Origin of the sequence: Mobilicoccus sp., from assembly GCF_032060985.1 — a bacterium.
Lineage (GTDB): Bacteria > Actinomycetota > Actinomycetes > Actinomycetales > Dermatophilaceae > Mobilicoccus.
Window position 1 is genome coordinate 1 of sequence record NZ_DAMBGD010000026.1, and the last position, 21,944, is coordinate 21,944.

Sequence of the window (21,944 nt, forward strand, 5' to 3'; positions counted from 1 at the left end):
GCGCCGACACCGATCGCGGCGTGAACACCCACACCACGCTCAAAGTCGAAGAGCCAGGAAACTGCCGCATCCGGGCGTGTAGTCGCGCCCATCGGTGGGGTCGCCAAGGTCGAGGCAGGCCTGCCACGCATGACGCGCCATCGAGAGGAATCGGTGCCGACGTGCTGGCATGGCGACCGCCAGGTCGAGGAAGAAGTTCCCGGCCGCGAAGAGCACCTCTGCCGACGGCGATCGTCGAAGCAGCGTGGTCGTCAGTTCCCAGGCCTCCTGCGTCCTTCCGGACCGGTGAAGGCAAAAGATCAACCGTGATCGGAGCTCATCACCCCAGGGTGTGGTGTCGTCGACGTGCGGCAGGGCCGCGAGGTAACAGGTCGCCGCCTCGGTGGGGTCACCGGCGATCTGCCGTTCTCGGCCCAGCTGAAAACGTCGATATGGATCGTCGGGGGTCTCTACGAGCAGGGCGCGCAGAAGCCGCTCATTGCGGCCCTTCTTCCGGGCGAGCTGGGCAGAGCGGTATCCGTCATGTCGGACGAGCAGGCCGGTGACGGGGATGAGTTGCGCGAAACCCGTCGCCTGCTCGTGGATGCGGCCCTCGAACCGGCATCCCCGTGGAAGGACGCGCACGATGTCGGCCCGCGTCCTCAGCACATGCCCCTCGGACTCCGCATCGCTCACGATGGTGAAAGAGCCGGCTGTCAACGGGGTGGCCTGGGCGGCCCATTCGCGAACGGGGTCCACAGTGCGAGGCTCGATCCACTCGTCGGCGTCGATCATCGCGGTGAAGTCGGCATGGGTCGCGCCGAGAGCGGCGTTTCTCGCGGCGGCGAAGTCATCGGTCCAGGGGACGTGGCAGACCCGTGCGCCGTGGTCCAGTGCGATCGTCACGGTCGCATCCCTCGAACCGGTGTCGACCACGACGACCTCGTCGAAGAGGGCCATGGCGCTGTCGAGGGCGCGGCCCAGCGAGCGCTGTTCGTCGCGGACGATCATGGCGAGGGCGACCCGGGGGGAGGGCACGGCGGCGGTGTCCTTCTGGGTGAATGGGATGCGGCCTTCTCCTTATCGCCCATTCGCCACGCGTATTGAGCTCGTTGTCGAGGGGACTGCCCGACTGACGCGCTCAGGCAAGGATGATCGACGCCGATGGGGAGCATGCGATCGGACCCATCGCGCCCGCCCCCCGAAAGAGATGACGCCGTGAGTGACCAGACATCCTCGGTAGATCTGAACGACCTCATCCGTCAGCTGGAGAGCGTCGATGCACCAGGCCTGCACGATGACACCACTCGACGCCCCGTGCGACTGATCGTCGCGGCCGACTGGACGGACGCGGCCGTCCCGTTGACGCTTCTGCGGGCCTTTCGGGCCATCGTGACGCCCGGACTGCCGCTGCAACTGGCCTTTGCGGTTCCGCATGCTCCCACGGAGGACGATGCGGCCTGTGTGCAGACGTTGGCCGAGGGTGTCTTCGCCGGTGCGGTGTCCTCGCCCCTGGAGGGGCTGGAAGTGCTCTCCTTCGACGAGGCCGCCGATCAACCGTATGACTCGGCTGTCGTCCCTGCTGGTGATGTTGGGGAGCTCATTGTGCAGGTCGGCGGCCTGATCATGCGCATGCACGATCTCGTCCGGCGTCACGAGGCGGAGTCGTGGTCGGAGTGTATGAACCAGGGCAGCGGGCCCGCGCTCCGCGCCCGGCTCGATGCCTTTACCGCCTGAAGGTCGGATCGTGCGGCCCCTGATCACGCCGGTCATGATCGCGCGTGATGAGCAGCGGTTCCTGCCCGGGGCACTGCAGTCCTTGAGTCTCCTCGGGCCCATGGCGGCCCCCGCATGCCTGTACGACACCGGGTCGGTGGACGCGACCATGAACATCGCCCGGTCCGCCGGTGCCACCGTCCGCGTCGGGTATTGGGATGACGACTTCGCGCGGGCACGCAATGAGGCCGTCGCCATGAGTGGGACCTCGTGGGTTCTGTCCCTGGACGCCGATGAGCGTGTGGTGGTGCGTCCTGCGCTGTTGCACGCCGCTCTTCTCGCGGCGGAGAGGCAGGACCTCGACGCCCTCGTCTTCGAGCTCGACGACGTGCGGGACGGCCAGGTCGTCAACACCGCACCCATGATCCGGATCTTCCGTCCCGCCCGCGCCTGCTTCCGCAATCGCATTCACGAGATCGTCGTCCCGCGTGACGGTGGCACCCTGCGAGTTCGGGCGATCCCACGCGAGGCGCTCCACGTACGGCACGTCGGCTACGAGCCCGGCGAGGCCATGACGCGGCGACATCGGCGAAACACCCGTATCGGGGACCTGGAGGTCGAGGCCGCCCGCGGACAGGGTGCTGATGCACGGCTGCTTGTCGAGGCGCTCGTCAACCGGGGGCGCTCACGGAGCCTCGGTGGAGACTGGGCGGCCGGTACTCCCGACTGGCTGGAGGCGCGCTCATACGCCGCCGACACGACCTTTCGGCTGTACGCCGCGGAGTTGCTCGCCCGCGCGCACATCGAAATCGGTCGGCCGAGCGAGGCCGTGCCGTTCCTCCAGGCCATGCAGAGAGAGGGGAGTGACGCCAACCTCGTCGCATGGCTGACCGCCCAGGCCTTCACCGCGGCGGGTCGAGCTCAGCAAGCTCTTGACGCCCTTCAAGGGGTGAGTGCCCCCGTCTCGGCCCTCGGTGAACGACATGGGCTAGCCCCACTTCTTCAGGCTCGGATGCTCGCCGCCGCCGAGGTGGGAGAGACGGCACGCGCCATTGACGATGCGGTCGAACTCATGGCCGGTCACGGTGTCAAGGGTTTCGCCCGTCTGTTGACCCTGATGTGGGGGGACCGGCCTGCCGAGGAACTCACGGCACGCCTGCGAGCCGCAGACCGGGGACATCTGGATCAGGTCGTGACTGAATTCGAACGGCTCGCCGGCGAGGGCGACAAGCGCGCCGACGCCGTATGGCGTTGCGCCACAGGTGAGCAGGCGCTCTGAACCTACCGGGGGCCTCGTCGAGGCCTGGAGGATCGAAGTTTGGCTCGCTCGAAAAGCTTCAGGTCTGCGTCGACATGACGATGTTCTGGGTGTCGGGGAAAGGGTCTCCGGCATCAGCCGGGGCCCTCAGCCTCGAGCCGGCTTCTCATGGCGAGAAGCCTCGGGACCGCCACGGACGGCGGCTCGGACCCCACATCCACGAAGGAGCTTCATCATGGGTCTTCAGATCAACACCAACGTCGCGGCGCTCAACTCCTACCGCAACCTCACGGGTACGCAGGGTTCGATGCAGACCTCGCTCGAGCGCCTCTCCTCGGGTCTTCGTATCAACCGCGCGGCCGACGATGCGGCTGGTCTGTCCATCTCGGAGAACCTGCGTTCCCAGGTCAACGGCCTCAACCAGGCCACGGCCAACGCACAGGACGGCATCAGCATGGTGCAGACCGCGGAAGGCGCCATGAACGAGGTCCACTCCATGCTGCAGCGCATGCGGACCCTGACGGTGCAGGCCTCCAACGGTACCAACTCGGCCAGCAACAAGGAACAGATCCAGGCCGAGATCAAGCAGCTCGTCAGCGAGATCGGCGCCATCGCGAGCCGGACGAACTTCAACGGCGCTACCCTCCTCGGCGGTGCCACGATGACCCTGCAGGTCGGTGCAAACAAGGGCGATGCGCTCGTCTTCACGCTGGGCGACCTGGCGACGGTGGCCGGCGACCTGGCCAGTGTGGACGTCAGCGGCGGCAGCGATGACGCTTTCGATGCCATTGACAAGGCCATCGGCGACGTGTCCACGGCGCGTTCCAACCTCGGTGCCGTTCAGAACCGCCTCGACCACACGATCAAGAACCTCAGCGTGTCGGCCGAGAACCTCGCCGCTTCGGAGAGCCGTATCCGCGACACCGACATGGCCAAGGAGATGACGAACTTCACCCGTTCGCAGATCCTCCAGCAGGCCGGTACCGCGATGCTCGCTCAGGCCAACCAGAGCACGCAGGGCGTCCTGCGTCTCCTGGGCTGACCAGAAGCGTCCCAGTTAGTCGCATGACTCCGAGGGGGCGTGGGCATCTCGCCCACGCCCCCTCGGTGGTTGCGGCGGCAGGTTCCACGGAAGGAGCAGCACCATGGGAATGACGATCTCCGGCCTCGGAAGCGGAATCGACACCGCCTCGATGGTCTCTCAGCTCATGCAGGTCGAGCGGCTGTCGGGCAAGGGCCTGACTCAGAGCAAAGCAACCGCCCAATCGCTCGTCACGACGTTGACCACGTTGAACGGGCAGCTCAAATCCCTCGGGGATGCGGCCAAGGCGCTCGTGCCGGACCGTCTGCTGGGGGGCGGGTCCGCGTTCACCGCGGTTGCGGCGAAGTCCTCGAACGAGGCCGTCGCCACCGTCACGACGACAGAGGCCGCCGCGGCGGGCTCACTCACCTTCACGGTGAAGAGCATCGCGCAGGCCGGGTCCGGTACGTTCGGCTCGACCTTCGCGGCGGACCAACGGGTGAGCGAGGATCCGTTCTCCTTCACCGTGGGCTCCGGCGACAAGTCGGCCACCATCGACGTCGCTGCCGGCGCGACGCTCAAGGACGTGGCGGCGACCATCAACCAGAGCAACGCCGGGGTCAGGGCCACGGCAGTGCAGGTCGCCCCCAACTCCTACCGGCTGCAGATCACCTCCGCGGCCACCGGGGCGACCAGCGAGGTCACGGTGGCAGACGGGGCCACCGTGCCGACCGCGACATCGGTCCTCGGCGCGTTCAACCAGCTCACCGCCCCGCGAGACACCGTCCTGACGGTCGGGGAGGGGGCCGCTGCCTTCGACGTCACTTCACCCACCCGTGACGTCAAGGACGTGATCCCCGGCGTCACCATCACCCCGGTCAAGGTCGACCCGGGGGCGCCGGTGACCGTCGAGCTCACCCCGAACGTCGACGGCATGGCCGACAAACTCGAGGCCTTCGTCAAGGCGGCGAACGACGCCATGGCCACGGTGACGAAGAACAACCGGTGGGACTCGGACAAGAAGACCGGGGGCCCTCTCCTCGGTGACTCGATGACTAGAGCGTTGGTTCAAGACATCCAGAACTCGATCTCCGGCTCCTCGACCGCCACACCCGCCTCGCTCGGTATCTCCATGGAGCGCGACGGGACACTGAAGTTCGACAAGAGCAAGTTCACGGCCAGCTACAAGAGTGATCCCGACACCGTCGTGGCCGCCGCCGCCACCATCGCCTCAAAGATCGCGGACGTGAGTAAGCGTGCGACCAGTGCTGCCGATGGGACGGTGACCATGCGTATCCAGGCCGAGCAGGACTCGGTCAAGGGGTACTCGGATCAACTCGTCAAGTTCGAGCAGCGGATGACCTTGCGCGAGCAGACGCTCAAGCAGCAATTCAGTGCGATGGAGTCACTGCTCTCTAAGATGCAGGCGCAGGGGAACTGGCTCTCCGGCCAGCTCGCCGCGCTCCCCACCGGCTGACCGCCGGCTCGTCACGAAGGACGGATTTCATGACCGCTCAGGCTCACCTCCGCAATCGTTACGCCAGAGAGGCCGTCACGACGGCCTCTCCGGCCAAGCTCGTCACCATGCTGTACGACCGGCTGCTCAAGGATCTCAACGATGCGGAGGTGGGCCTGCGGGCACGGCAGGTGCAGGCGGCTCACAACGCGCTCACCCACGCCCAGGACATCCTGAGGGAGTTCCACATCACGCTCGACACCTCGGTGTGGCCTGAGGGGGAGAACCTCAAGCGCATCTACGAGTGGTGCATCGACATGCTCGTCACGGCGAACGTCGAGAAGAACGTCACCATCGTCCACGACGTGCGCGACGTGCTCGTCCCGCTCAGCGAGGCCTGGCATCAGGCTGCCGATCAGGGCGCCACCGGCGAGCGGTGACGAACGTGGGCCAGAGCGAGTGGCATCAATTCCTCACCGACATGGAGAACGAGCTCGACGCTCATGAGGAGGCTGTCCGCCACGGCGAGACCGGCATCGTCCCCGCATGGCAGGAACCGACTGACCTCGGGCCTCTCCCGCTGGCACTACATCCTCGCGTCACCCATCTCATCAGTCGCATCGGGCTGCTGAGCACCTTCGTGCAGTACGCCATGAATGCGGCGGAGAACGACCTCGCACACCTCGAGCGGCAGAGCCACCGAGGAACGGCAGCCGCCGTATCCCTCTACCTCGACAGCTCGGTGTGACGCCCCGACCCTGGACAAGGTGCCGGCTCTCAGCTCCGGACCCCCCACACCGATAGGGAGACGACCGTCCACGACGTCGAGGACGGACCACCCGGGCACCCACGACGCCCCCTGACTCACGGATGAGGAACAGACCATGGTTGCAGCGTTCAGCGGCCTGCACATCGGCACGTCGGCGATCCACGCTGCCCAGCGAGGCCTCAACGTCACCGGCCAGAACATCGCCAACTCCGCCACGGAAGGCTACTCCCGCCAGCGCGTCAACCAGGAGGCCGTCGGCGGCCCCGGGGTCCCCGCATTCTGGTCCCGCTACGACGGCACCGGCGAAGGCGTCCGCGTCACGAGCGTCACCCGCATGACCGACGCCTTCCTCGTCGCCCGCGCCAACAACAGCAACGCCGCCCTCGGCAACCTCTCCGAACAGCAGAAGACGATGGCCGCGCTCGAGCGCACCGTGAGCGAGCCCAGCGAGACCGGCCTGCACAAGAAGCTCGGCGAGATGTGGAACGCCATGGGCGCCGCCGGCAACAGCCCCAGTGTCGCCAACGCCGCACCGCGGTCCGCCGCGCTCGAACGGGCCAAGGAGGTCGCCGCCCAGCTCAACCACCTGAGCAACGCGACGACCACCCAATGGCACGACACCACCGTCGAACTCGCCGCCAACGTCACCGCCGTCAACAAGATGGCCGAGGACATCGCCAAGCTCAACACCGCGATCCGCAACAACGACATCAACCGGGTACCGAGCAACGAACTCCTCGACCAGCGCGACGTGCTCATCGCCAAGCTCGCCGACCTCACCGGCGCCACCGTCCGCGCCTCGCAGATGGACGCCGACGTCAACTTCCCCAGCCAGGCCGTCGACGTGATAATCGGCGACAAGGCCCTCGTCTACGGCACCAACGCCGCCACCATCGAGGTCCACGACCCCAACGGGGGCGAATATCCGGTCGACGGCTCAGCGCCTCAACCTCTGCAGATCCTGTTCACGAACGGTGCCGACGGAGACCCGAACGCGCCGGGTGCCGGCGAGGTGATGGATCTCTCCAGTGGCCGCATGAACGGCCAGCTCACGGCGCTCAACGACATCGTCCCCACCTACATGGCCCAGTTCGATCAGATCGCAGCGCAACTCGCCGACATCGTCAACGCACAACAGGGCCTCGGCTACACCGTCTCCGGCGACACCCGCATTGACCTTTTCGTCGCCTCCGACGGCGGCACCACGGTCACCGCCGGAAACATCCGCATCGCTGCCGGCGCCGTCGCCAACGACCTCGCCATCTCCCGCGGCAACCCCACGGGCCCCTTGACTGACTCCAACGGCGTGACCCACCCGGCCAGCCTCGACGGCGACAACGCCCTCGCGATGTCGCGCCACATCGGCCGCGACGACGGGCCCGACGCAGCTTACAACTCCCTCGTCGTCAACCTCGGGGTGCACTCCCAATCCGTCAACCGCAACGTCACGGTCCAGGAGAACGTCGTGCGTCAAGCGCTCGACGCCCGCGACAACGTCTCCGGCGTCTCCCTCAACGAGGAGATGACGAACATGATCCAGTACCAGCACTCGTTCGCCGCGGCCGCGAAGTTCATCTCCACGATCGATCAGGCGCTGGACACCCTCATCAACATGAAGCGCTGATAGGAGGACGCGACGATGTCTCTACGCATCACCCAGAACTCGATGAACCGGACGCAGCTCGCCGGTCTCAACCTGAGCCAAGGCCGCCTCCAGCAGACGCAGGAGGAACTCACCACCGGCAAGCGGCTCAACCGCCCTTCCGACGATCCCGTCGGCACCGTCCAGGCCCTGCGCTTTCGAACCGAACAGAGTCAGCTCGCCCAGTTCGGCGCCAACATCACCGACGGGCTCTCCCGGCTCCAGGCCTCCGACGACGCCCTCAGCCAGGCCAACGCGATGGTGCAGTCCATCCGCAGCTCGGTCATCCAGGCCGCCAACGGCACCCTCGGCCCCGGCGAACGCAAGGCCATCGCCGAGCAGGTGCGCGGCCTGCGCGAGGGGCTGCTCCAGCAGGCCAACAGCCAGTACGCCGGCCAGCCGTTGTTCGGCGGTACGACCCCGGAGGACAACGCCTTCGACGTCGACGGCACCTTCCAGGGCAACACCCTTCCCGTCCTGCGCCAGGTGAGCGACTCACCCGGGGACGCGGGACAGATGAACGTCGGCGTCAACGGGCAGGAGGCCTTCGGCGACGCCCTCGTCAAGGACACCGGCGCCCTCGACAAGCTCGCCGCCGCCATCGAATCCGGCGACTCGGAGGGGATCAAGGACGGGCTCGGCGATGTCGACGCCCTCCGCGAGAACATCAGCAACGTCCAGTCCTCGGTGGGTGTGCGCTCCGTGCGGCTCGCCGCGCTGGAGAAGCTCAACGGGCGCCAGGACGACGCCGCCACGATCGCCCTGTCCAAGGTCGAGGACACCGACTTCCTCAAGGCGGCGATGGACCTCTCGATCCAGTCCAACGCCTACCAGGCCGCCCTGTCGGCGTCGGCCAAGATCATCCAGCCCTCGCTCATGGACTTCATCCGCTGACCGCACGCCGGAGGAGGGGCGCCGCGCTTCGAGCCGTGCGTGCCCCTCCACCGGCGTGCATCTGGCAATGTCAGCGAAGTCGAGCGCAGGCCGGCAGCCGGGAGTCGGGTATTCGCGCAGGTCAGCAGCGTGACCAAGGCCTGTCCACACCCTCGACTCCGCTGACATTGCCACACCGCCCTCGGTGGACAACCTGCCATCGTGGGCACAGGGCGCCGCCAGCGTGTCGGCATGCCTGCTCGCAGCTCCCTCCCCGCCCTGTCCCACCTGCTCCTCGACCTCGGTGGCGTCGCGACGACCGCCGACCTGCGGGCGGCCGCGTCCCCCTCGACGCTGTGTCGAGCCGTACGGCGGGGTGACCTTGCCCGCCTCCACCACGGCTTCTATTGCTTTCCGCACATCGCCGCCCTCGACGTCGACGGCGATCCCGACGGCGCGGTTCGTTCCTGGGCCCGCTGGGACGAGGGGCCGGGCCCCGCCGAGGCCCTCGTCCTCATCCGCCGTCACGCCCGCGCCCGCGCCTACCGAGGGGCCCTCGCCCTCCGGTGCGCCGCCGCTCATCATCAGTGGCCGATCCTCGTACAACCCCGGACCATCGAGATCGCCCTCCCGCGGGGGCGCCACCGTCCAACCGGCTCGGGCGCTCGGTTCCGCCACGTCGCCCTCTCCGCCGACGAACTCCTCGAGGCCGTGACCAGCCCGATCCGGACCGTCCTCGACGCCGCGCGGCTCCTGCCCTTCGACGAAGCCCTGGCCATCGCCGATTCGGCGCTGCGCTCGGGGGCGGTAGGCCCGCACGAGCTCGTCGAGGCCGGCCACCTCGCCAGGGGCCGGCACGTGGAGCGCGTGCGACGGGTGTGTCGCCACGCCGACGGCGGGGCCGCCAACCCCTTCGAATCGGCACTGCGCGCAGTCCTGCTCGACGTGGACGGTGTGCACCTGCAGACCCAGGTGCCCATCACCGGACTGAGCCGCACCACCCGCGTCGACCTCGCCGACGTGTCCCGTCGCCTCGTCGTCGAGGGCGAGAGTCGGGAGTTCCACGGCACGGAGGAGCGGTTCTACGCCGACTGCCGTCGCTACACCGAGTTGGTCGCCGCGGGCTGGACGGTGCTGAGGTTCACCCTTCCGCAGGTTCGCAGCGACCCGGGGTGGGTCCGCGCCACGACCCTCGAGGCGATGCGCACGGCACGGTCTGGCGACTGAGGTGGCAATCTCGACGAAGTCGAGGTGCGGCTCGGGCCGCGGGCCGAGGCGTCACGACAGGTCAGCGGGTTGGGGGTGTGACCGGGTGCAGGTCGACTCCGCCGACATTGCCACATCACCGCGAGCCACCCGCCCGAAGCGCCGGCTTCGACCGCGTCACCGAGCGCCGGCGCCCCGGGTCGCCGCGATACCCCTGCCGGCAGGCATCACCCCCGCGCTGCCGCGGAGAGGTCAGCACCGCCGGTCGGGCGCCGATAGGGAGGCGGGTGCGGAGGGAACCGCGCCGACACGCCCCACGGAAGGATCCGATCGTGCGTCTTCGCCACGCTGCGGTCGCCGCGTCGACCACCGGCATGCTCCTCGCACCGATGACCGGTGCGCTCCAGCCGACCGTCTCGGCTGCGGCCTCGACCGGGTCGGAGAGTTACCCGTGCCGCGGATACGGGTTGCTTAACTACTCCAACGCGGTGTCGGACCTGGACCGCGACCTGTTCACCTGGTCGGCGTACAAGCGGACGAAGGTCGGCAACGGGCGCCACGACATCGACTGGAGTCGCGATCCGCACCGCCAGGACTCGTGGAAGACCCTCTTCCACGGTTTGCAGTGGACCGGCGCCTACGTCGACAAGTCGACCCGGGGCTTCCACAAGGACCGCGATCCCCGCGCGATCGACGGCGCGCTCGCCATCGCTCAGGACTGGATCCGCGACAATCCCTACCCCTGGCCCACGGGACCCGGCGCCGGCAACGCGACCCACACCCGCGCCGACACCCTCATGTGCATCCGACGCGGGCTGGCGGAGCTCGGCCGGCCCGCGCCCTCGTGGCTCGACGCCTCCCTCCTGCAACACGCGGCCTGGCTGAAGAAGAACACCTGGCCCGACCACAACGTGGGCACCGACCAGACCCTCGCCGTCATGGGCGTCGGTTGCACCCTCGGCCGTCGCGACCTGCGGGACTACGCCGTCACCAAGCTGAGCCGTGACATCACCCGGGTCATCGACGCCCAGGGCGCGAACAACGAACAGTCCGTGGGGTACGCCCGGTACAACTTCGCCCTGTGGGGATACGTCGACGAGGCCCTGTCCGCGTGCGGGGTCAGCACTCCTGCGGCCCGGACCATCAAGGCCCGCCGGGCCGGGCTCCAGACGTTCCTCGTCCACGCTCTCCGTCCCGACGGCACCTACCACCAGCTCGGCGACACCCAGACCGAACGGCCACAGGGTGACCTCACCCCCGAGCAACTGTGGGTCGTCACCGACGGCAAGCAGGGCAGAGCCCCCACCGAACGCGTCAAGGTCTACGGCGCGGGGTACGTGTTCGGCCGCTCCGGGTGGGGCGCCGAGGGACGCGACCGCGCCCCGTCGAAGGAGTCGAGCTACGCGCTGCGGTTCGGTCCGGTGCGCGTCGGTCATGGTCACAGCGACCACACGGCCATCACGTGGCACACCCAGGGTCGGCCGATTCTCGCCGACACCGGCACGGGGTCCTACAACCAGGACGCCTGGCGCCGGCACTACATCGGTCCCGAAGCGCACAACCAGCTCGTCGTGGCGGGGATGCGCAACGGATCGGCGACGACCCTGGCCCGCTCCCGGCTCGGCGACCGGGCCGACTTCTTCCGCTTCACCGACAAGCCCGTCTCGACTGCCACCCGGGCCCGGAGCGTCCTCGTGCTGTCGGATCCCGACATCGTCGTCGCCGTGGACACGGCGGTCTCGACCAAGCCGACGACGTTCACCCAGTACTGGCACCTGCCCTACGACGTCTCCCTCGCGGGCAAGGGCACGCGGGCCACGGCGTCGAAGGGTGGGGTGACGACGACGCTGCTGCAGCTGCCGGCCGCGGGGGTCAAGCAGGCGCCGATCGGCGTCGTGCGTGGCTCCACGAAACCGATCAACGGATGGCAGTGGACCGACGTCGGCCACCGCTTCGCCGCGCCCGTGGCGACCGTGACGCAGAAGGGCACTCGCGCCGCGATGGTCACCGCCGTCGTCGCGAGCCCGGGCTCGGCGCGGGTGTCGGTGACCCCCGTGGTCACGGGGTCGAGCACGACCTACACGTTCCGGGTCGGATCCTCCACGGCCGTGGTCACTCTCGACGGGGCGGGCACGCTCACGCGGGTGCGCTGAGGCCGCCACCCCGCCTGCCGCGGGCCGGGGCGGGTGGCCATGCGTTTCACGCCCACCGGCCCCCTCGACTACAGTGAGGGACGGCCCCCCGCGTGGTGGTACCTCACCCAAACCCCCCAGGGCAGGAATGCAGCAAGGGTAAGTGAGCTCTTCCAGGTACGCGGGGGGTCCTCTCATGCCCGCGGACGAGGTGGCGAGGGCGCGCTCGCGGCTCCTGACGGGAGATCGCACGTGAGGATGCCGTCAGGTGGCTGCGCTGACGACCACCTGGCCACCGCGCTGCCTGCGACCTCGAGTCGAGTCCCCGATGAGGGTGCACCGGCGGTCGGCGAGGGGTGGGGGTCCGAGGCGGGAGGGTCGGGGCCCGTCCTGCGCTCCGTCGTCCCGACCGCCCCGTCGATCACCCGACGCGCTCGTGACGGCCACCCCGGGGGCTCGCGGTGGGTCGTCGAGGTCGCCGTTCCCGAAGGGTTGTCGGCGACGACGGATAGCCTTCGGAACGTGACCACAGCCCTGTACCGCCGTTACCGCCCGCAGGACTTCGCCGAGGTCATCGGGCAGGAACACGTCACCGAGCCGCTCATGCAGGCCCTGCGCAGCGGACGCATCGGCCATGCCTACCTGTTCAGCGGGCCGCGGGGCTGCGGCAAGACGACGTCGGCACGCATCCTCGCGCGCTGCCTCAACTGCGAGCAGGGGCCCACGGCCACGCCGTGCGGGGAGTGTGACTCGTGCCGGGCGCTCGCGACCGGCGGCACCGGCAGCGTGGATGTCATCGAGATCGACGCGGCCTCCCACGGCGGTGTCGACGACGCCCGCGACCTGCGTGAGAAGGCCGCGTACGGGCCGGCGCAGTCGCGGTTCAAGGTCTACATCATCGACGAGGCGCACATGGTCACGCCGCAGGGCTTCAACGCCCTGCTCAAGATCGTCGAGGAGCCGCCGGAGCACGTGAAGTTCGTCTTCGCCACCACGGAGCCCGACAAGGTCATCGGCACGATCCGGTCGCGCACGCACCACTATCCGTTCCGGCTCGTGCCGCCCGCCCGGCTGCAGGACTACCTGGAGGAACTCTGCGAGCGGGAGGGTGTCGCCGTCGAGCCCGGGGTGCTGTCGTTCGTCATCCGCGCCGGTGGGGGTTCGGTGCGGGACTCGCTGTCGGTGCTCGACCAGCTCATCGCCGGGTCGAACGAGGAGGGCCTCACGTACGCGGGTGCGGCGGCGCTGCTGGGGTTCACCGAGGGGGAGCTGCTCGACGCGACCGTCGACGCCATCGCGGCCGGTGACGGGGCCGGGGTGTTCCGGCAGGTCGACCGAGTCATCGAGACGGGGCAGGATCCGCGTCGCTTCGTCGAGGACGTCCTCGAACGGTTCCGGGATCTCATCGTGCTCTCCGCCGTGAGTCAGGCCACCGATGCGGAGGCGCAGATCTCCGCGGTGCTGCGCGGCCTGCCGGAGGACCAGATCACCCGCATGCGGCAGCAGGCCGGCGCCTTCGGGCCGGGGCAGTTGTCGTACGCGGCCGACATCGTCAACGCCGGCCTCACCGAGATGACCGGCGCGACCTCGCCGCGCCTCCAGCTCGAACTGCTTTGTGCGCGACTGCTTCTCCCCACGGGCGCGGGAGAGCACGGATACGCCGCCCGACTCGACCGTCTCGAACGGCGTCTCGACGTCGGCGGAGGCATCGCGGCGCCGATCCCCGCCCAGGCGGCCGCGTCGCAGATGCCGGTGGGGGAGACGGTGTCGGGGGAGGCGTCGGCGCAGGCGCGGCCCGTCGGGGCAGCGGAGCGTCGGGGTGAGGACGGATCCCGGGGTGCCGGCGCACCCGCGGGGTGGCGTGACCAGGCGTCGCGGGGTGCCGAGTCCCGGGGCGTGACCGCGCGATCGGGCGGGGAGGGGCGCTCGCCCGTGGAGAGTCGATCGGGCGCCGTCGGACTCGAGACGCAGGACGGCGGCGACCTCAGCCGCGACCGGGGCGCAGGTCCGGACGCGCTCGACGGCGGCTCGGCGCAGGGCGGCGCGGTCGAGGGCTCGGCCGCACAACCCGACGGGCGCGGCGCGCGCGACGACGCACACGATGGTGCCCACGCCCCGGCGGGCCGCGCCGGGGACTCGGCCCGTCCTTCGGGCGCAGACTCGCCCACCGAGAACGCGGGTGCGCGATCCGAGGTCGACGGAGCAGCGGCTGTCGGCGAGGGGGCGACCGGTGCCGGACCCGGCGGGGATGAGGCGTCGCGCCGCCGACCGCCCGGGCATGCCGGCGATCAGCACGCGCCCGGCCAGAGCCCCGCGGATCGAGGCGGTCCCGGCGGCGAGGGACGTGGACACGGTGCCGACGTGGGCCGGGAACCGGGTTCGGGTCGGCCCGGCTCTCGCGACGGGTCGTCCCGACACCGATCGCTCGAGGGAGACACCGACGCCGGTCGCGGGCGCAGCTCGGAGCAGCAGGGCCGGGGTGAGGGGTCTGCTCAGCACCGAGGTCCCCACGGAGACGTGGGTCCCGAACGTGCGGGCCTGGGGCGCGGCCCCGACGACGAGGCACCCTCCGCCGCGGCGGGGGGTGGGGGCCGTTCTCTCGGGCCTCGTGGCGGTGTCGACACCGACATGATCCGGCGCAACTGGCCCGACGTGCTCCAACGGATCTTCGGCATCCGGCGGGTCACCTGGACCTTCCTCTCCGAGCACGCGCAGGTGCTCGACTACGACGGATCGCGGCTGCTCCTCGGCCTGTCGACGGCCGGCCTCGCCACCACGTTCCGCAACGGGCCCCACGCCGAGGTCGTCCGTCAGGCGCTGAGCGAGGCCCTCGGCGTCGACACCAGGGTCGAGGGGATCCCCGCCGGAGAGGGCCCCGCCGTGCTCGCGAGACGGGGCGGTGGTCCGGTGGGCCCGACAGGCGGAGGGCCTGGCGACCACGGAGGGACGGACGGGAACGGCCCCGGCGGTCGTGGCGGGCCTGGAGGATCCGGTGCGCCCACGTCAGGTGGTCCGGGTGGCTCCGGTGGGCCACGTGGTTCGGCGTCCGGTGGATCGGGGTTCGGCGGTCCGGCGTCCGGGGGTCCCGGTCGTTCCCGATCCGGGGGGCCGAGTGGCCCGACGCCCGGCGGTCCCGACGGTCCCCACGGTCCCGGCGGTCCGATGCACGGCGATCCGACGTCTGCCGGACAGGCGTCCCATGGTGCCGGTGCGCCGACGCCGCGCGCGCCCGGTGGTGCCGGTGGCAGCCGTGAGAACGGTGAGTCCGGAGCGAGTGGAGGCGTCGGTGGCGCCGGTGGTGTCGGGCAAGGCCCTGGTCCCGACCGGGGTGGGCCCGGGCGTGGTGGCTCCGACATCGACGCGCCCCACCGTGGCGGCCGCGACCTCGGTCCGGAACACGGTGGACACGAGGTCAGCGGACGCGACGTCAGCGGACGCGACGTCAGCGGACGCGACGTCAGCGGACAAGACCGCAGTGGCGTGGACGGGACGACCGGTGGGCCGGGGGCCGGCGCGGCGTGGGGACGGTCGGGATCGGCCGACACCGAGGCTCCACGGTCTCGCGAGACGATCGGCGCTCGGCCAGAGGACGCGGGCCGAGGTGGATCCCGCGCCGACGCCCCGGCTCGGAGCGGGGAGCGGGCCCGTGGTCGTCGATACGCGCCCACGGGCGGCCCGGACGCGTCGTCGTGGGCCGACGACGATCGGCCGCCGCCGAGCGACGACGACGCCCCTCCGCCGGATGACGTGCCCCCCGACGACGGCTGGCCACCCGAGGATGCCTACCCACCCGGCTCGGGTGCGGCCCCTTCCGGTCCGCCCGCAGCCCGTGAGTCGAGCGGTCGCGGTGGATCGCCCCTCGACCGTTCCGCCCGCGGTCGCCTGCGACGACCCACGACGCCGGCGACCTCCCTCGACGACGGGTCTCGGGCCGCGAGGTCGGAATCGGGCGGCGAGTCTCGACGCACGGGGAACGCCGAGGGCCGCGAGCGGTCGGCTGCCGGGGGTGAAACCAGGCGTCATGTGCACCCCGGCGCCGCTCAGGCCCGAGAGGCGATCCGGGCGGCCCGACGCAACGGCCACCACGCCGACTCGGCCCCGACCCGGCCGCGTGGCTCCGACGACGACATCAGCGTCGACGACGAGGACATCGCCGACGCCTCGGCCGTCGGCCAGCCCGTCATCGCCGACGTCCTCGGCGGCGTCGTCATCGCTGAGGAAGAGGGCTGAGGACGGCCCCCGCCGACCGCTCGCCAGGTCGAGGTGGCGGTGCCCGTGCCCGCGTCCGTGCCGGGTGCCCGGTGCCGGTTGCCGGGTGCCTGTGCCCGCCCCGCGTCCGTTCCGGGTGCCCGGTGCCGGTTGCCGGGTGCCTGTGCCCGCGTCCGTGCCGGGTGCTGGGTGCCGGGTGCCGGGTGCCGGGTGCCCGTGACCGTTCCGGGTGCCCGGTGCCTGGTGGCTGTGCCGGGTGCTGCTCGCCGGTGCCCGTGCCCGCGGTCGTGCCCGTTCCCGTGCCGGATGCCCGGTTCCGGCGCAGTTCACCCGCAGGTGGGGATGACCGGTCGTCGTCGTGTTCTCGTGCCTCGCTGTCGCGAGTCTTCTCGTGCCTCGCTGTCGCGAGTCGGCGGCGTCGTGAGTCCGGCTACCCGGGAATCGTCGGGCCGTCGTCGTCCCGTGTGAGCCCCACGGTCGGGGCGTGCCGCATCCGTCTCCCGTGTGGACGGCGAATCGGGCCCGTCGACCGTTCGTCTCCGCATCTCGACCGTCCGTCCCCGCATCGTCGGCACGGAGCGTCGGTTCCGCGTGGGGAGCGCGCGGGTCGAGGGCGTCGGCCGTCTAGAGTGATGCGCGTCTCAGGTCGATGAGGGGAGAACCGTGTACTACCGACTCGCGCGAACGGTGGCCGCGCCCCTGCTGCGGGCCGTGCTGCGGCTCGACGTGAGCGGTGTCGAGAACATCCCGCGCACCGGGCCCGTCATCATCGCGAGCAATCACATCTCGTTCTGGGACAGCATCGTCATCCCCGCCGCGTCACCGAGACAGATCGCCTACCTGGCCAAGTCCGAGTACTTCACCGGCACCGGCCCGCGCGGGGCGATGAGCCGCTTCTTCTTCGACGGCATCGCCGGCGCCATCCCCGTCGACCGCGACGACCCCCGGGCGGCGCAGAAGTCCCTCGAACTCGCCCTCGGCGTCCTGGGGCAGGGCGGCGCCTTCGGGATCTACCCCGAGGGCACCCGCTCCCGCGACCTGCGGCTCTACCGTGGCCACACCGGCGTCGGACACCTCGTTCTCGAATCCGGCGCACCGGTCGTGCCCGTCGGAGTGGCCGGCACCGAGGCGATCCAGCCCGTCGGCTCAAGGATCCCCCGACCCGCCAAGGCGTCGGTGACGTTCGGCCCGCTGCTCGACTTCACCGGCCGCCTCGACCACCTCCCGAAGGGACGGGCCCGTCGACTGGTCGCCGACGAGGTGATGGACGCCATCGCCGGTCTCTGCCGCCAGGAACGCGTCGACGAGTACAACGTTCGTCCACCGCGACCCGCAGCCTGACTTCACGGCACGACCCCCCGACGGCCGCCGCACGACGTCCTCGGCGCGCCCCCGGCCCCTATGCCCGCTCGGCCCTCGCCCAACGACCGGCCCGGACCCCGGTTCCGCCGTCCCGACCCGCCGACCCGTCGGCGAGCGGACCCCCCCGCCGAGGCCCGCGATCGCTCGGGACGAAGGGTTGTCGGAGCAGGGACGTACGCTGGAGGGGTGTACGAAGGCGCAGTGCAGGACCTCATCGACGAACTCGGGCGACTCCCCGGGGTCGGGCCCAAGAGTGCCCAGCGCATCGCGTTCCACATCCTCTCCGCCGACGAGGAGGATGTGACGCGGCTCGCGCAGGCGCTCGAGAAGGTCAAGGCGACCGTGCGGTTCTGCGAGACGTGCGGCAACGTCGCCGAGTCCGAACAGTGCCGCATCTGTGCCGATCCCCGGCGCGACCCCTCGGCGATCTGCGTCGTCGAGGAGCCCAAGGACGTCGTCGCCATCGAACGCACCCGCGAGTTCCGCGGTCGTTACCACGTGCTCGGCGGCGCCATCAGCCCCATCGAGGGCATCGGCCCCGACGACCTGCGCATCACCGATCTCCTCACCCGACTCGCCGACGGCACCGTCGACGAGGTCATCATCGCCACCGATCCCAACCTCGAGGGGGAGGCCACGGCCACCTACCTCGGCCGCATCCTCAAGACCGTCGGGGTGCGTGTGAGTCGTCTCGCGTCCGGACTTCCGGTGGGAGGCGACCTCGAGTACGCCGACGAGATCACGCTCGGTCGTGCCTTCGAAGGAAGGAGACTCCTCCATGCCTGACGTCCCCGAGTCCACGTCCCCCACCGCCGCTCGTCCCTCCGACGTGCCCGCCGCGCCCGCCCCCCGGGAGTCCTCCGTGACCCCCACCGAACAGCTCGACGCCGACCTCGTCGCGCTGGGCGAGGAGACCGCGAGCGAGGCCCGCGCGTTCCTCTCCGTCGTCCGCGAGGTCGCGGGCGGCGCCGTCCCCGACTCCGCCGTGCCCGTCCTCTGCCTCGCGCTCAGCCAGGTCCTCGTCACCGGCACCCGTCTCGGCGTCATCAACGACATCGTGCCCAGTGAGCGGTTCGAGGCCGACCTCGGCAGCGACGAGGACGTCGAGGCCCTGCGGATGCAGCTCGCGGATCTGCTCCACGGCATCGACGACTGCGCCGAGGTCATCGACCCCCTCACCACCGCCGAGGTCACGAGCTCCCGGGTGTCCGACGACCTCGCCGACGTGTGCTCCGCGCTCCTGCACGGACTGCGGCACCACGCCGACGGGCGCATCACCGAGGCACTGTGGTGGTGGCAGTTCAGCTACCTCGCCACCTGGGGCGCCCGAGCCACGAACGCCCTCCGCGTCATGCAGTCGATCCTCGGCCACATCCGGCTCGACGCCGACGAGGACATGGTCGCCGAGGCCCAGTTCGACGCCCTTCACCGCTGAGTCGGTCCACCCCTTCTCGGCGGCGCCCACCTTCCGTCATCCGGGCACGACGGTGCCCAATGGGCGAGATCGGTAGACTTCCCGCGTCAGCCGGGCCGATTCGCATCGGTCCGGGCCACGCCAGCACTGGAGACGCCCGTGACCCTGGTCGTCCAGAAGTACGGTGGTTCGTCGCTCGCCGATGCCGAGAGCATCAAGCGGGTCGCGCGCCGCATCGTCGAGACCCGCCGCGCCGGACACGACGTCTGCGTCGTCGTGTCCGCCATGGGTGACACCACCGACGAACTCATCGATCTCGCCGAACAGGTCAGCCCCCTCCCGCCGCTGCGGGAGATGGACATGCTGCTCACCGCCGGCGAACGCATCTCGATGGCGCTCGTCGCCATGTCGATCGCGACGCTCGGCCACACGGCGCAGTCGTTCACCGGCTCCCAGGCCGGCCTCATCACCGACGAGGCGCACGGCCAGGCGAAGATCATCAAGGTGACGCCGGGCCGCATCCAGGCCGCCCTCGACGAGGGCCACATCGCGATCGTCGCCGGATTCCAGGGCGTCTCGCAGACCAGCAAGAACATCACGACCCTCGGTCGCGGCGGCTCCGACACCACCGCCATCGCGCTCGCCTCGGCCCTCGAGGCCGACGTCTGCGAGATCTACACCGACGTCGACGGCGTGTTCACCGCCGACCCCCGCATCGTGCCCTCGGCGCGGCGCCTCGAGGAGATCTCCACCGAGGAGATGCTCGAGATGGCCGCGTGCGGCGCGAAGATCCTCCACCTGCGCTGCGTGGAGTACGCGCGCCGGTACGGCATCACGATCCACGTGCGGTCGTCGTTCTCGAACAAGCCCGGCACCCTCATCCTCGACCGCCCCAACGAAGGAGAAGAGAACGTGGAGGCTCCGATCATCTCCGGCGTCGCGCACGACCGCAGCGAGGCCAAGATCACCATCGTGGGTGTGCCCGACAGCCCGGGCAAGGCCGCCGAGATCTTCCGCGTCGTCGCCGACTCCGGCGTCAACCTCGACATGATCGTGCAGAACGTGTCGGCGGTGGAGAGCGGCCTCACCGACATCTCCTTCACGCTGCCCAAGAACGACGGCCAGGCCGCGGTCAAGGCCCTCGACAAGGTGCGCGAGGAGGTCGGGTTCGAGGCGATGCGGTACGACGACCAGATCGGCAAGCTCTCGCTCATCGGCGCGGGCATGCGGTCCAACCCCGGCGTGAGCGCGGCCTTCTTCGAGGCGCTCTCCAAGGCCAACATCAACATCGAGATGATCTCCACCTCTGAGATCCGCATCTCCGTCATCACGCGCGTCGACGAGCTCGACGACGCCGTGCGCGCCGTCCACAGCGCGTTCGGCCTGGACTCCGACGTTGAAGCGGTCGTCTACGGAGGCACCGGGAGGTGAGCGCCGTGGGTGAGCGTCCTCGCCCCACCCTCGCGATCGTCGGCGCGAGTGGCGCCGTCGGCGAGGTGATGCTCGACGTGCTGAGCCAACGGGCGGACGTGTGGGGGGAGATCCGCCTCCTCGCCTCCGCGCGCACGGCCGGCCGCACGATGACGGTGCGGGGCGAGGACGTCACCGTTCGGGAGCTCGGCCCCGACACCCTCGAGAACGTCGACGTCGCGGTGTTCCTCGTGCCTCCGGGCGTCGCGACGACGTACGCGCCCGTGGCGGTCGCGGCGGGCGCCGTGGTCATCGACGCCTCGCGTGCGTTCCGCGCCGAGGAGGACGTGCCGCTCGTCGTCCACGGCTACAACACCGCCCAGATCGCCAATCGGCCGCGCGGCATCGTCAGCACGCCGACGGGCGCGACCCTCGTGCTGCTCGACGCCGTCGGCGCGCTGCACTCCGGCTGGGGTCTCACCGACCTCGTCGTCACCGCGCTCGAGGCGGCCTCCGGCGCAGGTGAGGCCGGCGTCGAGCGCCTGCACCAGGAGATCGAGTCCATCGCCGGCCAGCGTGGCCTCGGCCGCCACATCGCCGACGTGCGTCGGCACATCGACGCCGAGCTGTCACCCGAGGACTCGCCGTTCCCCGCGCCGCTCGCGCTCAACGTCGTGCCGTGGTCGGGTCAGGCCGCGGGGGCGGGGTGGAGCACGGCCGAGATGAGCCTGCGGGACGAGCTCCGCAAGATCCTCGACCGACCCTCACTCCACGTCGCCGCCACGACGATCCGTGTGCCGGTCATCTCCTCCCACGCGATGTCGGTGCATGCCCGGTTCGAGAGCCCCGTCTCCCTCGACGGAGTTCGCACCGCGTTGCTGCAGGCCGCCGACGTCGTCGTCCTCGACGACGTCGACCACGACGACTGGCCCACCCCCGTCGACGTCACGGGGTCCGACCCCACGTTCGTCGGGCGCATCCGGCAGACGCCCGACTTCCCCGACGCCGTCGACTTCGTCGTCTGCGGCGACAACCTGCGCAAGGGCGGCGCGACGAACGCCGCCCAGATCGCCGAGGCCGTCGCCGCCGAACTCGGCGCCTGACCCCACTCTTCGAGGATCCTCCTCAGGATCGCCGCGTACCGGCCGACCGGGGCCGTACGGGTTGCGAGTGGCCTCGGCGTCATAGTCTCCCCCGGGGGAGAGGTGGGACGCCGGAGACACTCGCAGCCCGTCGTCATCCCGCTGCGCGTCGCCGCATCACCGGCCGCGGCGTCACGGCCGCGTCCTCGGGGCGCTGCGCAGCCGTTGACCCACCCCTGCCATCCGGTCCGCACGCCGCGTGGTGCCGCCCCGCCACCGCACGCCATCCTCCGGCCGCCCGCGCCCAGGCGACCCGGTGCCCGGGCACGAAGAAGGTCACGGGCCCGCACCCCCGGCGGTGTTGCGAAAAAACACCGTGCGGCAGTCTCGGCCGGTCCTCGAACGGGGGCGGACC

General features: G+C 70.4%; 17 protein-coding genes and 1 other RNA gene. 17 read left to right on the forward strand and 1 reads right to left on the reverse strand.

Going from position 1 to position 21,944, the window contains the following annotated elements:
- Positions 1-39 precede the first annotated feature (39 nt).
- Positions 40-1,017, reverse strand: a complete 978-nt coding sequence (locus tag RT054_RS15880; RefSeq protein ID WP_313025517.1) for a glycosyltransferase — start codon at positions 1,015-1,017, stop codon at positions 40-42.
- A gap of 180 nt (positions 1,018-1,197) precedes the next feature.
- Here RT054_RS15880 and RT054_RS15885 point away from each other — a divergent pair, with 180 nt between their 5' ends.
- The 17 genes from RT054_RS15885 to RT054_RS15965 all read left to right on the forward strand — a co-directional run bounded on the left by RT054_RS15885 (position 1,198) and on the right by RT054_RS15965 (position 21,550).
- Positions 1,198-1,716, forward strand: a complete 519-nt coding sequence (locus RT054_RS15885; protein WP_313025518.1) for a histidine kinase — start codon at positions 1,198-1,200, stop codon at positions 1,714-1,716.
- Between the two features lie 10 nt (positions 1,717-1,726).
- Positions 1,727-2,974 carry a glycosyltransferase gene (locus tag RT054_RS15890; protein WP_313025519.1) on the forward strand — a complete coding sequence of 416 codons (1,248 nt, stop codon included), beginning with the start codon at positions 1,727-1,729 and terminating at the stop codon, positions 2,972-2,974.
- A gap of 214 nt (positions 2,975-3,188) precedes the next feature.
- Positions 3,189-3,995, forward strand: a complete 807-nt coding sequence (locus RT054_RS15895; protein WP_313025521.1) for a flagellin — start codon at positions 3,189-3,191, stop codon at positions 3,993-3,995.
- Positions 3,996-4,098: 103 nt separating this feature from the next.
- On the forward strand, positions 4,099-5,451 hold the full coding sequence (gene fliD, locus RT054_RS15900; RefSeq protein ID WP_313025524.1) for a flagellar filament capping protein FliD: 1,353 nt from the start codon (positions 4,099-4,101) through the stop codon (positions 5,449-5,451).
- 29 nt (positions 5,452-5,480) lie between these two features.
- On the forward strand, positions 5,481-5,870 hold the full coding sequence (fliS, locus tag RT054_RS15905; protein ID WP_313025526.1) for a flagellar export chaperone FliS: 390 nt from the start codon (positions 5,481-5,483) through the stop codon (positions 5,868-5,870).
- A 5-nt stretch (positions 5,871-5,875) separates the two neighbouring features.
- Positions 5,876-6,178 (forward strand): hypothetical protein, encoded by a 303-nt coding sequence (locus tag RT054_RS15910; protein WP_313025529.1) that lies wholly within the window; start codon positions 5,876-5,878, stop codon positions 6,176-6,178.
- A gap of 136 nt (positions 6,179-6,314) precedes the next feature.
- Positions 6,315-7,823: a flagellar hook-associated protein FlgK gene (gene flgK, locus RT054_RS15915; protein ID WP_313025532.1), complete on the forward strand. Its 1,509-nt coding sequence runs from the start codon at positions 6,315-6,317 to the stop codon at positions 7,821-7,823.
- Positions 7,824-7,838: 15 nt separating this feature from the next.
- Positions 7,839-8,735 carry a flagellar hook-associated protein FlgL gene (flgL, locus tag RT054_RS15920; protein WP_312717808.1) on the forward strand — a complete coding sequence of 299 codons (897 nt, stop codon included), beginning with the start codon at positions 7,839-7,841 and terminating at the stop codon, positions 8,733-8,735.
- A gap of 231 nt (positions 8,736-8,966) precedes the next feature.
- The gene (locus RT054_RS15925) at positions 8,967-9,941 is read left to right on the forward strand and encodes a type IV toxin-antitoxin system AbiEi family antitoxin domain-containing protein (protein ID WP_312717807.1); all 975 of its coding nucleotides are present in this window, start codon (positions 8,967-8,969) and stop codon (positions 9,939-9,941) included.
- 311 nt (positions 9,942-10,252) lie between these two features.
- Positions 10,253-12,073: a heparinase II/III family protein gene (locus RT054_RS15930; protein ID WP_312717805.1), complete on the forward strand. Its 1,821-nt coding sequence runs from the start codon at positions 10,253-10,255 to the stop codon at positions 12,071-12,073.
- Positions 12,074-12,152: 79 nt separating this feature from the next.
- An RNA gene (gene ffs / locus RT054_RS15935) (signal recognition particle sRNA small type) lies at positions 12,153-12,249 on the forward strand.
- Positions 12,250-12,574: 325 nt separating this feature from the next.
- Positions 12,575-16,282, forward strand: a complete 3,708-nt coding sequence (locus tag RT054_RS15940) for a DNA polymerase III subunit gamma and tau (protein WP_313025535.1) — start codon at positions 12,575-12,577, stop codon at positions 16,280-16,282.
- 642 nt (positions 16,283-16,924) lie between these two features.
- Positions 16,925-17,602, forward strand: coding sequence for a lysophospholipid acyltransferase family protein (locus tag RT054_RS15945; RefSeq protein ID WP_313025537.1), 678 nt, complete (start codon positions 16,925-16,927; stop codon positions 17,600-17,602).
- A gap of 207 nt (positions 17,603-17,809) precedes the next feature.
- The gene (recR, locus tag RT054_RS15950) at positions 17,810-18,409 is read left to right on the forward strand and encodes a recombination mediator RecR (protein WP_313025539.1); all 600 of its coding nucleotides are present in this window, start codon (positions 17,810-17,812) and stop codon (positions 18,407-18,409) included.
- Positions 18,402-19,058, forward strand: a complete 657-nt coding sequence (locus RT054_RS15955) for a DUF5063 domain-containing protein (protein WP_312722562.1) — start codon at positions 18,402-18,404, stop codon at positions 19,056-19,058. Before recR ends, RT054_RS15955 begins: the two co-directional genes overlap by 8 nt.
- Before the next feature lie 138 nt (positions 19,059-19,196).
- Positions 19,197-20,468, forward strand: a complete 1,272-nt coding sequence (locus RT054_RS15960; protein ID WP_313025542.1) for an aspartate kinase — start codon at positions 19,197-19,199, stop codon at positions 20,466-20,468.
- A gap of 5 nt (positions 20,469-20,473) precedes the next feature.
- Positions 20,474-21,550, forward strand: coding sequence for an aspartate-semialdehyde dehydrogenase (locus tag RT054_RS15965; RefSeq protein ID WP_312722559.1), 1,077 nt, complete (start codon positions 20,474-20,476; stop codon positions 21,548-21,550).
- The last annotated feature ends 394 nt before the right edge of the window (positions 21,551-21,944 follow it).